The 13,773-nt window shown below is 51.7% G+C and carries 8 protein-coding genes; 5 read left to right on the forward strand and 3 right to left on the reverse strand.

Going from position 1 to position 13,773, the window contains the following annotated elements; translation table 11 throughout:
* Position 1 precedes the first annotated feature (1 nt).
* Entirely contained in the window at positions 2–3,427 is a 3,426-nt protein-coding gene (locus ACMHXI_RS10040; protein WP_413734817.1) for a chromosome segregation protein SMC, read from the reverse strand.
* Between the two features lie 243 nt (positions 3,428–3,670).
* On the opposite strand from ACMHXI_RS10040, the gene cysZ reads away from it, so the two are divergent.
* The gene (gene cysZ / locus ACMHXI_RS10045; protein WP_025011788.1) at positions 3,671–4,441 is read left to right on the forward strand and encodes a sulfate transporter CysZ; all 771 of its coding nucleotides are present in this window, start codon (positions 3,671–3,673) and stop codon (positions 4,439–4,441) included.
* Positions 4,442–4,515: 74 nt separating this feature from the next.
* Here cysZ and ACMHXI_RS10050 read toward each other — a convergent pair whose 3' ends face one another.
* Both ACMHXI_RS10050 and ACMHXI_RS10055 read right to left on the reverse strand, forming a co-directional pair.
* On the reverse strand, positions 4,516–5,640 hold the full coding sequence (locus tag ACMHXI_RS10050) for a beta-ketoacyl-ACP synthase III (protein WP_413734820.1): 1,125 nt from the start codon (positions 5,638–5,640) through the stop codon (positions 4,516–4,518).
* Between the two features lie 11 nt (positions 5,641–5,651).
* On the reverse strand, positions 5,652–6,836 hold the full coding sequence (locus ACMHXI_RS10055) for an RDD family protein (RefSeq protein WP_413734822.1): 1,185 nt from the start codon (positions 6,834–6,836) through the stop codon (positions 5,652–5,654).
* Between the two features lie 212 nt (positions 6,837–7,048).
* Here ACMHXI_RS10055 and cysK point away from each other — a divergent pair, with 212 nt between their 5' ends.
* The 4 genes from cysK to ACMHXI_RS10075 all read left to right on the forward strand — a co-directional run bounded on the left by cysK (position 7,049) and on the right by ACMHXI_RS10075 (position 13,703).
* A complete protein-coding gene (cysK, locus tag ACMHXI_RS10060; protein ID WP_025011786.1) occupies positions 7,049–8,017 on the forward strand; it encodes a cysteine synthase A in 969 nt (322 codons plus the stop codon).
* A 196-nt stretch (positions 8,018–8,213) separates the two neighbouring features.
* Positions 8,214–9,284, forward strand: coding sequence for a methyltransferase (locus tag ACMHXI_RS10065; protein WP_208160867.1), 1,071 nt, complete (start codon positions 8,214–8,216; stop codon positions 9,282–9,284).
* A gap of 91 nt (positions 9,285–9,375) precedes the next feature.
* Complete coding sequence (locus ACMHXI_RS10070) at positions 9,376–10,383, forward strand: TDT family transporter (protein ID WP_082052725.1); 1,008 nt, start codon at positions 9,376–9,378, stop codon at positions 10,381–10,383.
* 425 nt (positions 10,384–10,808) lie between these two features.
* Positions 10,809–13,703, forward strand: a complete 2,895-nt coding sequence (locus ACMHXI_RS10075) for a TonB-dependent receptor (RefSeq protein ID WP_044734326.1) — start codon at positions 10,809–10,811, stop codon at positions 13,701–13,703.
* The last annotated feature ends 70 nt before the right edge of the window (positions 13,704–13,773 follow it).

The raw sequence follows: 13,773 nt of genomic DNA on the forward strand, positions 1-13,773 counted from the left end.
GTTATCCGGCGTCGGCCATAGCCACCGCTTCTTCAATATCGACTGCGACTATGCGAGAGACACCCGGCTCATGCATAGTGACACCTATCAACTGATCAGCCATCTCCATGGTGAGTTTATTGTGGCTGATATAGATAAACTGTACGCTGTCCGACATCTCCTGCAAAAGACGGCAGAATCTGTCGACGTTGGCGTCATCCAAGGGTGCATCGACCTCATCCAGCATACAAAAAGGCGCCGGATTGAGCCTGAAAATCGCAAACACCAATGATAAAGCCGTCAGAGCCTTTTCTCCACCCGAAAGTAGATGAATCGTGCTGTTCTTCTTGCCCGGTGGCCGGGCCATGATGGTCACTCCGGTATCGAGCAAATCATCGTCTGTCAGTGCCAAATAGGCACTGCCGCCACCAAATACCTTGGGAAACAACTCGCCCAGTCCGGCATTGACCTGCTCAAAAGTCGCCTTGAAGCGACTGCGGGTTTCCCTGTCTATCTTGCGGATCGCCTCTTCGAGACTGGCCAGCGCCTTGTTGAGATCTTCATCCTGGGCATCGAGATAAGCCTTACGTTCTTTTTGCTGCTCATACTCTTCAATGGCCGCCAAGTTAATGGCGCCGAGGCGACTTATCTTACGCCGAACTGATTCCAGTTCATCCTGCCAGGGCGCTATTTTTGCTTCATCCGGCAGGTTTGCCGCCACTTCATGCAGCTTGATCTGCTGCTCACTGAGCTGCGCCAATTGGCTGTCGGCCTGACCTTTCAATCCCTCGCGACGTAACTTTAACGTGCTGATTGTCTGAGTCAAGTGCTCCAGTTGTCCAAGCTGTTGTTTTTGCTTTAAAGCTGTACTATCCAACTGCTGTTGCTGCTCGGCAAGTTGGGCCCGGGTGCGCTCAAGCTCCGTCTGCATCCCGTGTTGCTGCGCAAGCAATCCTTCCAGGCGTTGCTCCAGCGGTTGCAGCTCGGCACTATCTGCATCCTGCTGCGGTTTATCCAGCAATTCCCTGCGCTTGTGCTCGGCCTGCTGCAACTGCTCGGTCAACTGTTTACGCCGCTGCGATGCCAACGCCAAGGCGGTTTTCTGCTCCGCCAGAGTCCCATTCAAGGTTTTTAACTGGCGCTCGAGTTCGCTCAGGCTGACTTTAAGGCTGTTTTTTTGCTGATTGGCCTCATTGTGGCGCTCACTCAGCAATCGCTCCTGCCGCTGGCGCTCATACAGAGTATCATCGGCAGCAAACTGACTCTCAATCAGCGTCTCCAGCTCAAACTGCTCCTGCTTGAGGCGCTCTTTCAACTCGGCGATTTCCGCTTCTATCTGTTGCCTTTGTCTGAGTTCGCGTGCCGCCTGCTCGGTGGCCGCCTCACAAGCCATCACAGCGCGGGTCAACGCCAGTTGCTGTTGCTGTAGCGCCTCGGACTTGAGCTGCTGAGCCTGCCTTAATTCGTTGAACCTATCCTGAGCCGCAGTGGTTTGTTGCTGCGCCTGCCGGCTCTCGCTTGCAAGCTTATCGAGCTCAGCCTGAATGGCGCCCTGCTCGGCAGTCAGCTTCACCAGTGACTGGCCATCCTCGGCGAGTGTCAGCTTTACATCATGCGCAAAAAGGTTGCCATCGCGGCAGAGGATCAGCTCCCCCTCTGCCAGCCCCTGCTCGAGCATGTTGGATGCCTGCTGCGCCGACTCGGCCCAGCGCACCCTGTTAAGCCAGGGGTTTAAGTTGACGCCGGCGCTGACCGGCCCCCAACTCTGGCGACGAGTCTGAGCAAAACCTTTGCCATCAAATGGTTTGGAGTCAGGATAGACAGCGGCGCGCATCAAGGGGCCAAGCCAGGCCTCAACCACTTGCTCCCAACCGGCCTCAACCTGAATTTCCTGCCAAAGCTGAGTCAAGGCAGTTTGTGTTTCTTGCGTTGCTTGAGCGGCGCCTTCGAGCCACTGACTTATCAGCTCCAGGCGGCCAACTAGCCCCGAGCGGCGCTGCACCAACTGCTGCTCCGCTTGTCTTGCTTGCTCCAGCGCCTCCTGGGCCTTGGTCAACTCTGCGCCATGCCGTTCGATATCGGTTTTAGCTGCCGCCAATTGTGACTCACACAAGCTGACCTGCTGCTGAAGCTCTGCCGGGTTTGCCCCGTTATCGGCCTCAGGTTGCTGCAATCTTGCACTGAGCTTATCAAGCTGCTCGCTGCGCTGGGCATGTTGCTGCTTAAGATGCTGCTCCCGGGTAGCGGCCAGCTCCTGTTGATGCTTGATATCCCTGACCGCAGTCACCGCCTGTTGCAACTCGCCGGCAAGGCTTTCACTTTGCGAGAGCGCCGCTTCATACTGCTGGCTCAGTTCAAACTGCTGCTCTTCCAGCTCTTCCTGGCGCGGCAAAAGTTGCTGCAAACTGTCATCCAGGGTTTGCTCCTGCTGCTTGGCCTGAGTCAGCTGTTCATTCAATGTGGCGATTTGCTGTTGCAGCGCACCCAATTCAGATGCCTGCTGTTTATCCCGTTCTTTGAGATACTTGAGCTGCTGCTCGATACGGGCGATTTCAGTGTTGTTGTGATAAAAATCGGCAACCTGGCGCTGCTCCTTTTCACTGAGTTCATCCTGAGCCAGCTTTTGCCGAGTCAGGCTCAACTCCAACTCTTGTTTCTGCGCCTGCTGCTGGGCCAGCTCGGTCTCCAGCCTTTCTATCTCGCTGTTTTGCGCCTCGGCCTGATCATTGAGCTCCAAGAAACGCATCACCAAGAGTTCGGCATGCAAGCGCCGCTCACTTTGCTTGTATTCCCGATAGCGTTTGGCGGCCTGAGCCTGAATCGTCAACTTATCCAGTTGCTTACCAAGCTCGGAGCGAATATCCCCCAGGCGCTCAAGGTTTTCACGGGTATGGCGAATACGGTTTTCCGTGTCCTTGCGCCGCTCTTTGTAACGGGAGATGCCTGCGGCCTCTTCGATAAAAACCCTGAGTTCCTGAGGTTTGCATTCGATCAAGCGGGAGATGGTGCCCTGGCCTATAATGGCGTAGCTGCGCGGCCCAAGGCCGGTGCCCATAAAGATATCCGTAATATCCTTGCGGCGGCATTTTTGACCGTTGAGAAAATAAAGGGCTTCGCCATCGCGGGAGACCTGGCGCTTGACGGAGATTTCACCGTAGTTGGCATACTGGCCGCCGATACGCCCAAGGGTGTTGTCGAATACCAGCTCAACGCCGGCGACAGAAACAGGCTTACGGGCACTGGAGCCGTTAAAGATAACATCGGCCATGGAGTCACCGCGCAGATGTTTGGCCGAGCTTTCACCCAGCACCCAGCGCACGGCATCAATCACATTGGATTTACCGCAGCCATTGGGGCCGATAATGGCCGTCAGCGGATTGAGAAAAGGAATTTTAGTTGCATCGACAAATGACTTGAAGCCAGCGAGTTTTATCTGTTTGAGTCTCATATTTGCCGTTGGATGTCAGTGCCGATTGTTTTTGTTTTGCGGGCCAATCCTGAAGGGAATTCAATAGCCTGATTGAAACGCCGCCGTCCTGGCCCAATAAGCTGTATAAGCGCTGTCACTTTAGCAAAGCGGGCCGCATTTTGTAACGCTTTTTATTCCCTTGGCTGCGTTTTTCCCTTGTTTTCGTGGCCTTGGTTGCTCAAAATCGGCCCTAAGTGTTCTTTTATTGAGAGTAAGTGGTACATGTCCGCATCTTCAAGACCCGCCAAGAGCGGCGTCAACTATTTTCTCGAAGGCTTTAGCCTAATCAAACGTCCGGGCTTGCGCAGCTTTGTGTTTATTCCGCTGATGATCAACCTGCTGTTGTTTGCCGGAGTCATCTATTTTGCCATAGGCCAACTGGGGAATGTGTTTGCCTGGCTCGAAGGCCAACTGCCCGACTATCTCAGTTGGCTTAATGTGATCCTCTGGCCACTGGCGATTATCACCCTGTTGGTGCTGCTGTCGTTTATCTTCAGCTCTGTGATGAACTGGCTGGCAGCGCCATTTAACGGCCTGTTGGCCGAAAAGGTGGAGCAACTGCTGACCGGCAAGCCGCTCAATACCGGCGGCACCTTGGATTTAATCAAGGATCTGCCGCGGATCCTCGGCCGCGAATGGCAAAAACTGGTGTATTACCTGCCGCGAGCCATACTGATCTTGCTGCTGTTTTTTATCCCTGTGATTGGCCAAACCGTTTTCCCTGTGGTCTGGTTTATCTTCAGTGCCTGGATGATGAGCATCCAATACTGTGACTATCCTTTCGATAACCACAAGGTGGCATTCAAAGAGATGAAGTTTGCCCTGAAAAATACCAAGGGCAGCAGTATGAGCTTCGGCGCCGCCGTCACCCTGTTTTCCATGATCCCTATTGTCAACTTTATCGTGATGCCGGTTGCCATTTGCGGTGCCACCTCCATGTGGGTCGACAAGTATCGCGAAGCCTATCGCAATCCGGCCATAGCGCCAGATTAAGCGCCGTAAGGCCAATTGATACACAAAAATGCCTGCAGTTGCAGGCATTTTTTATTGCTGAGGAAAGACCTGCCTTAACAGGCACGCAGAATTAAACTGCCGATGGAGTAACCCGCACCAAAGGAGCTCAACAGGCCCAACTCCCCCTGTTTGAAGTCCTGGTGATATTTATGGAAAGCGATTACCGAGCCGGCCGATGCCGTGTTGGCGTATTGATCCAGCACCACGGGCGCCTTCAAAGGCTCGGGTATTTCACCCAGGAGCTTTTTCACCACAAACTGGTTCATATTGATATTGGCCTGATGCAGCCACAGACGCTTGAACTGTTCGGGCGTGATACCTGCTTCTTCGAGCTGCGCATCCAAATGCTGGTATATCATGGGCAGCAGCTCTTTAAAGACCTTGCGCCCCTGTTGATGAAACAGCTTATCTGCCTCGCCGGAAGTGGCCGGATCACAACGGTTAAGGAAACCAAAGTTGCTGCGGATATTGTTCGAGTAATGAGTAAAGCAGCGGCTCGACAGAATTTCAAAGGCTTGCTGGGCGCGGCACGTTGCGGCCGGCTCCAATACCAAGGCCGTGGCCACATCACCGAAAATAAAATGGCTGTCGCGGTCTCGATAATTGACCTGAGCCGAACATATCTCAGGATTGATGACCAACACGCGCCCGGCGCTACCACTGCGAATGGCATTGGCCGCTGTCACCAGGGCAAAAGTCGCCGAGGAACAGGCAACCTGCATGTCAAAGCCATAACCCCGGGTACCGAGGGCTTGTTGAATTTCAATCGCCATCGCCGGATAGGCCCGCTGGGTGTAGGCACAGGCGACTATCACCAAGTCAATGTCATCCGCCTTGAGGCCGGCATTATCAAGCGCTTGCTTGGCCGCATGCAAGCCCATTTCAGCCTGCAGTGACAGGCTGTCGCTGGCACGTTCAGGGATCAACGGCATCATGACTTCAGGATCCAAGATCCCCTCTTTGACCATCACAAATCTGTGTTTGATGCCTGACGCTTTCTCAATAAACTCACTCGATGAGTAATTCAGCGCCGCCACATGGCCAAGATCTATCTGGGCACGGTTCTCGGTATTGAACAGGTCAACATACTGATTGAAGCTGTCCACCAGTTCTTGATTGGTTATTCCTTCCGGAGGGGTAAACAGCCCGGTACCGGAAATGACAATCGCATCCTTCATAAACTACCTTCTTATTGTTTTGTGACCGGATCCGCCTGCAGCACCGTCTCTGTTGGACTCATGCGTGGCTTACTCAGATCGATGACAACTGTTGCTGAGATCTTATCCTGGATGGCTTGCCTGTTGGCATCCCAAAAAATCTGCAAGAAACCCAGCAGTCCAGTGGCAAAGCCTGCACCGTATCCCCCGTAACGGCCAAAGGCGTCCCATAGGGACAGCTTACCACCTCCGAGGGCAATCACCCGCACCCGCATGATTTTTTTGCCTAAAGTCTGACCATCAAACCAGGCAGTGAACAAGGTAAAATAGAATGCCGCCCAGCCAAATCCAAACCCGAGGTCATTGAGCATCCCCTTGGCCCAAGCAAGCAGACTGTATTGTGTTTCTTCCTCCTGCTCGTCCTCTTCAGCTTCCGGTCTTGAGTCGTCTTCGGCAGATGCCGGCTTGGTTTGTGTGTCGATTTTTGCATTGTTTTTTACATCGTTTTTTACATCAGTTTTTACATCGTTTTTTGCATCGGTTTGTGCGTTAGTCTGTGCATTGAGTGCCGCTACAGACTCGGGCTTCATTGAAGCCAACTGCGGCATCAAGTCTGCATTTATCGCCGCAATATCGGCTGAAGCAAGCGGCAAGTCATCCAATGCACCTTGCAGCATGGTCTCGGCCTGGGTACGTGACAGCCCTGCCTCAACCGCGGCATTGACCAGCAAACCCGCTTCATGTTGGGCACAGGCCTTGTCCTCACACAAACTCAAACGCAGCAGCTGCGGCGTCAAGGTCAGCAGTGTCTGCCCCTGAATTTCATTATCGCGACGCTCTTGCAGGCCGTTGACTTTTATCATCTGCGGCACCGCAGACCAAAGCAAAACCACCGCCATAAACAGGTACAAAAGCCCCTTGGCCCAAGTGGAGATCCTGTTGGCGTGATTGTGTATATAGTAAGCCAGCAGGCACACCAAAAGCACAAACAGCGGGCCGGCCTGTTCGGCCAGTACTGCTATCAACAAACCGTCTATCGTGATAGCCAGCGCCCTTTTCCAAGGCTTTGCCAAGGGGGTGTAGAGTAGCTCCGGCGCCACACTGAATGCGGCCGGTGTCACTATGCTGCGGGGATCTTTGCCCGGATACAGCTTAAAGCCGCTCTGTTCCCCGGTTCGATTCGGATTTGCCTCCTCGGCATTGAAGTTGTGATCCAAGCCTGCTCTCCTATTTGGAATAGAATGTTGATTTTTGGTTAACATCGAATTGGCGTTGAGATTAACATAAAGCTAAACTGGCTTACTCCGAAGTTACGAATAACAGAGATTCATGTAATAACTAAAAAGAATAAAGAAGAACAAAGATTCACTTCTCTTTGATCTCATGGAGATTATGCTTTAGGGATGCAATCAAAGGAGGCCAGCAAGCCATGAGCAAAATTTTCGAAGACAATTCCTACACCATTGGTAACACTCCACTGGTTCGTCTTAACCGCGTCAGCAACGGCAAGGTGCTGGCCAAGGTAGAAGCCCGTAACCCAAGCTTCAGTGTCAAATGCCGTATTGGTGCCAATATGATTTGGGACGCCGAGAAAAAAGGCCTGTTGACCAAAGACAAAGAGCTGATTGAGCCCACCTCGGGAAATACGGGTATTGCGCTGGCCTATGTTGCCGCGGCCCGAGGTTACAAGTTGACTCTGACCATGCCCAACACCATGAGTCTCGAGCGCCGCAAGCTGCTCAAGGCACTGGGCGCCAACCTGGTACTGACTGATGGTGCCAAGGGCATGAAAGGGGCCATCGAAAAGGCCGAGGAAATCCGCCAATCGGCGCCGGATAAATATCTGCTGCTGCAGCAGTTTGACAACCCGGCCAACCCTGAGATCCACGAAAAAACCACAGGTCCTGAGATCTGGAACGATACCGATGGTCAAATCGATGTATTTGTTGCCGGTGTCGGTACCGGCGGCACCATTACAGGGGTGAGCCGTTATATCAAGAACACTCAAGGCAAGGCGATCACTGCTGTGGCCGTTGAACCAGCCGACTCCCCCGTGATCAGCCAGACTCTGGCGGGCCAACCTGTGCAGCCGGGTCCGCACAAGATCCAGGGCATAGGCGCCGGCTTTATTCCGGGTAACCTGGATCTAGAGCTGATTGACAAGGTAGAGCTGGTCACCAATGACGAAGCGATAGAGATGGCTCACAGGCTGATGAAAGAAGAAGGCATTTTAGTGGGGATCTCCTCCGGTGCCGCCGTCGTTGCCGCAAACCGCATTGCCGCCCTGCCAGAATTTGCAGACAAAAACATAGTGGTGATCCTGCCATCTGCCGCCGAGCGTTATCTATCCTCGGCCCTGTTTGTCGGCCAATTCGGCGATCAGGAAAACGTGCAATAAGTAAGCATAAACCGCAACTTGAAAGCCCTGTCTAATGACGAGGGCTTTTTTATGCCAACGTCTCGTCCTGAAATCAAAAGGGGTAATAACCACATATTTGCCCTCTTGATCAAAGTTTTATGCAACTGGCCTGTACTTGACTTGGGCTTTGGGCCATAAAGGCTTTTTTTGAACCTTTCCCACGGCTCCCAAGACAATGCCCTTTTTCAGTGAACCCGCCAAACTCAGTGCCTTCGAAGCCAAATTTGAAGCACAAAAAATCGCCTTCGCTCCGGTCAGTTTTCAGGTGACCCGCTGCCTGCTGCAGTTCGACATCCTCAAGCATATAGATGCCGCAGGCGATGAGGGCATACGCCTTGAGATACTCAAAGAACAAACCGGGCTGACAGAATATGCTCTGGGCGTTCTGCTCGATATGGCGCTCTCCATGGGGCTAGTTTGGCACAAGGGAAACAATTACATCCTCGACAAGACAGGCTGGTTTCTGCTGCATGACGATATGGCCGCCACCAACCTCAATTTTATCCACGACATCTGTTACCAAGGCCTGTTTCATCTGCAACAGGCGCTGGAGCAAGGCTCTCCCGAGGGACTGAAAGTATTCGGCGATTGGCCCACTATTTACCCAGCCCTGAGCCAGTTACCGACAGAAGCCAAACACAGCTGGTTCGCCTTCGATCACTATTATTCAGATCACGCCTTTGACAGTCTGATGCCGCGCATATTTGCCAAAGGGCCGGCTCACTTAGTGGATATCGGTGGCAATACCGGCAAATGGGCCTTGAAATGTGCCGGCTACAACACACAGTGCCGGGTAACCATAATGGATCTTGCTCCCCAGCTTGAGCTGGCCGCCGAGGCAGCAAAAGCCGCAGGTTTGAGTGGGCGGATATCCGGCCTGGCGTGCGATCTGCTTGCCCCTGACGGCCCCTTTGTGACCGACGGCGATCTCTATTGGATGAGCCAATTCCTCGACTGTTTCAGCGAGGCACAAATCCTGGCCATCCTGCAGGCTTGTGCCAAAGCCATGCCGGCGACAGCCGAGCTCTGCATTCTGGAAACCTTCTGGGACAGGCAGCCCAATGCCGCCTCCGCCTACTGTGTCAATGCCACCTCGCTCTACTTCACAGCCATGGCCAATGGCAACAGTCGTATGTATCACTCCAAGGTACTGCTGAAACTACTGCAACAGGCAGGTTTCTATGTCGATGAAGATATCGATGACATAGGGCTTGGGCATACTCTGCTGCGCTGCAAGCTTAAATAAATTTGAATCAATGAATAATTTAATTTCAATTTTATTAATCAAAGGCCGGTTTTAGACTAGGACCATCAAATCGGAATCTAGAGGTCACAGTATGAAACTCGTTGCCACTACCACTGAAGAACTCAGCACTCGCGAGTCCAAATTCAGTAAAGCCGCCTTCAGGCGGCTGCCAAGCCCACTGGCCGGATTGGCGCTGGCTATCGCCAGCCTGGGCTGGGCCTGGGAAAACGTGTCAGCAGAATTTCCCGGCCTGGCATTGGGCGCGGCGGTTGCCGGCATATTACTGTCTCTGCTGACAGTCAAATTCATTCTGCATCCTGAATTACTGAATGAAGAACTGCGCCACCCTGTGGTCGGCAGTGTGCTGCCCACCTTTGCCATGGCACTGATGGTGATCTCCAAAGCCGTAGGGATCCATCTTCCTTTGTGTGGCTTCCTGATCTGGTTGACGGCTATCGCCATTCACTGCTGTTTACTGGCGGCCTTTGTGCTGCATAGAGCAATGGACTTCAACCTGGAGCATATGGTGCCCAGTTGGTTTGTGCCCCCTATCGGCATGGTGGTGGCCGCCGTGACCTTTCCCGGCGCCGAAGCCGGCGAGGTAGGCGCCCAAATCGCTCACATCATTCTGATGTTCGGCTTGGTGAGTTACTTGGTGATGCTGCCTGTGATGCTCTATCGCTTAATCTTCTGTAACCCGGTCGCGGATGCAGCCAAGCCGACCATAGCGATTCTGGCAGCACCGGCCAGCCTGTCTCTGGCCGGCTATCTGACCCTGACTCCGGAGCCTGAGCTTTGGTTGGTCGCCCTGCTGCTGAGTCTGGCCCTGCTGATGACCCTGGTCATCTATCTGGCCTTCCTGCACTTGCTGCGCCTCCCTTTCAGCCCTGGGTTTGCTGCCTACACCTTCCCCATGGTGATAGGAGCCACTGCCCTACTGAAAACAGCCGCCTGGTGCAACAGCCAACCCATGCTGCAATCGCTGCACCGGCCACTGGCGTTACTTGGAAATATTGAGCTTGTGATAGCCAGTGCTATTGTCGGCTTCGTCGCTATCAGTTACCTCAGACACTACCGCCCCTGGTCTCTGGGAAACTGAAATTCCCATACACAGAAACCCGCAAAAGCGTGACACAAATCACGCTTTTGCGATTTATTGGATCTTCAATGGTCCATTGAAATCTACTCAAGCTCCTAGACAAAACAAATTCAACTCTTCACTACGAACAAGTTTAAACATTAATAAAACATTTAACTCCACATAAATTTACAGTAGAGAATAATTTACTAATTAATATGACTAATTAGTCAGCAAGATAGAGAGTCAGAACAAATAAACGCTGTACGTTATATTTATGATAACAAGATGAGTACATTTGGTTTCAGTATAATTTAATTACACCTGTATTATCCTTGTTGCACTTTTTATTTCACTAAGGTTATATTCCTGATACATCCGGAAACATTTTTTAATTAATTCGGATGAAAAAAATAAAAACACACATAAGTATCAGGGAGAAAATAATGCAAGCTAATTCTAAATTAGCCAAAGCAGTGCGCTTTGCGTTAATTGGTGGTGTTGCAACTGCAGCTTATTCCGCACCAGCATTGTCGGCAGAACAAGATCAGCAAACGGCTAATTCTGCCGTTGAGCGTATCTCTATCACTGGCTCACGTATCGTACGTGAAGGTGCCGTGGCCCCTACCCCGGTGACAGTAATTTCGGGTGAAGAACTTCTGTCTACCGGTGTTACCAACATAGGTGAAGCCCTCAACCAGTTGCCTGCTCTAGGTAACACCTATTCTCTCGCCAACTCTGGACGTTACATTGGTACTGCCGGAGCCAACCTGTTGGATCTGCGTACCATGGGTACCGACAGAACCTTGGTGCTGGTTAACGGTAAACGCCATGTTGCCAGCTCAGCGGGAAGCTCTTCGGTTGACGTAAACACGATTCCGAGTGCCTGGGTCGAAAAAGTGGAAGTCATTACGGGTGGTGCATCTGCTATTTATGGTGCAGATGCAGTAACAGGCGTAGTTAACTTCATTCTGAAAAAAGACATTGTCGGCTTGGATATTTCCGCTATCAAAGGTCGAGCCGATGACAGTGGTTTTGGTAAAGACAGAGTTTCGCTTTCTTACGGTACAGATATCAATGATGGTCGCGGTAATATCGCCTTCGCCGCAGAATACAGCGCTCAGGATAGACTCAGAGCGTTCGATCGTGATCAAACCAAAACCTCATTTACCAGTCTGAAAAATACCAACAGACCCAAGGATGCCGACGGTAACTATATCGATTCCAATGATCCGTCTGATCCAGACAAGTATTTCCTGCCAAACGGCGGACATTATAAGATCAGCAACGCCGGTACCTTCTTCCTGGATGGTTGGAAGACCTTCAATCCAGACGGGACTATCCGTGATGTCTACATCGGCCCTAAAGTTGATGGGAACTATTGTGTCGACTGTGACTTCACCAACTTGAGACAGTTTGAAGATCTGCAACCAGAATTCAAGCGTTATAACCTCAACCTGAAGAGCAATTATCAGCTGAATGACGATATGAACCTCTACTTTGAGGCCAAATATGTCAACAGTCAGGCCAGTGATTATGGTCAGCCTGCCTTCTTCTTTGGCAACAAGGTAAACACAATTAAGGTTGATAACCCTTATCTGGATCCCAACCTTGTTGCTCTGATGAAGAGCAACAAGGATGCAGACGGTAACCCTCAGCCACTGGATTCAATCGTCATCAACCGTTTCATGGCCGACCTGGGCCAACGTGTCGAGGACGACACCCGTGAAACCCAGCGCTACGTACTGGGTCTAGAAGGCGTCTTGGCTGATGACTGGGATTATGACCTGTACGCCATCTATGGCCAGACAGATCTGGAACGGGTGAACAAAAATAACCTCATCTATGCCAACTACCAAAATGCCCTCGATGCTGTCATGCTCGACGGTAACATAGTCTGTCGCAGCGAAACCGCCCGTGCTGAAGGTTGTGTGCCGGTCAACATTTTTGGTGCAGGTAACCCAAGCCAGGAAGCCATTGACTACATCAATACCACTTCTGTTGGCACCGCAGTGATCAAGCAAACCGTTTTGGGTGGCACTATCACCAATTCCGGGCTATTCGAACTGCCAGCCGGTTATGTAGGCCTGTCTACCGGTGTTGAGTACCGCAAAGAAGAGAGTGAGATCAAAGAGCCTGAGAATGCTGCAGGCACATTCTTCAACGCCTTGGGTGAAGACAAAGGTGATTTCGATGTCAAGGAAGTGTTTGCCGAGGTATCAATACCTCTGCTGGCCGACTTGCCGCTGATCCGTCAGTTGGATATGGATCTGGCCGTACGGTTCGCCGATTACAGCACCATTGGCAATGCGACTACCTGGAAAGCCGGTCTGAGCTGGGAAATCAACGACGAGTTGAGAATGCGCAGTACCTATGCTGAAGCCATTCGAGCGCCTAATATCAGCGAGCTGTTTGGTGCCCCAAGTCAAACTTTCTTCCGGGTTGATGATTCATGCCGTATTGATAACCTCAATAACCTGGCCGATTCTTCCACTCGCCGCAAGAACTGTGCCGCGCTGGGTGTACCTACTGATTTCAATGATCAGTACGATGCCAAAAGCATAGAAGGCAAGAGCAGTGGTAACCGGGAACTGAAACCTGAAGAGTCCACCAGCTACACTGTAGGGCTTATCTATCAACCTGAGTTTATCGAAGGTCTGTCTATGACACTCGATTACTGGAATATCAAGATTGATGATGCCATCAGTTCTATTGCGGCTCAGGACATCATAGATCGCTGCCTGGATTCGACCAGTGGTATAGATAACCAGTATTGCGCGCTGATCACCCGTGACCCATCTTCACACCAGATAACGTTGATTCAGAGTCACTCTCTGAACGTTGCAGCCTTGGAGGCCTCTGGTGTTGACCTGGATCTGGCTTATAAGACTGACATTCTGGGTGGTGATTTCAGTGCCAACCTGATTGCGACTCACCTGCTTAAGCGCCGGAACTTCTCCTTCCAGGATAATCCCAGCGATTACGAAGAATTGGCCGGCACTTTGGGATATGCAGATTGGCAGGCCAACCTGACCCTGAACTACAAGTATGAAAACTGGCTCAGCTACTGGCGTACCCGTTTCGTCAATGACGTCAGCTTGTACACAGATAAGGAACTGGCCCGCAACGCAAACCCAAGTTCAAACATGCAGTACGACGATTACTTCATCAGTGATGTCGCCGTGGGTTATCAGTTTGATTCCGGTATAACGCTTAAGTTCGGTATCGATAACCTGTTCGATAAAGACTTGCCTTATGGTACGACCGGTACCACAGCAGGTTCTGCAGCGTACGATAACGTCGGTCGCTTCTACTACACAAGTCTGAGCTATTCCTTCTAAGCTCATTTAAACTGAATATTATTCGGTAAATAAGCGGCGCATTTTGCGCCGCTTATTATTTATTCAACCA

This window comes from Shewanella sp. BJSY2023SW005, assembly GCF_047314585.1.
GTDB classification, from domain to species: Bacteria; Pseudomonadota; Gammaproteobacteria; order Enterobacterales; family Shewanellaceae; genus Shewanella; species Shewanella algae.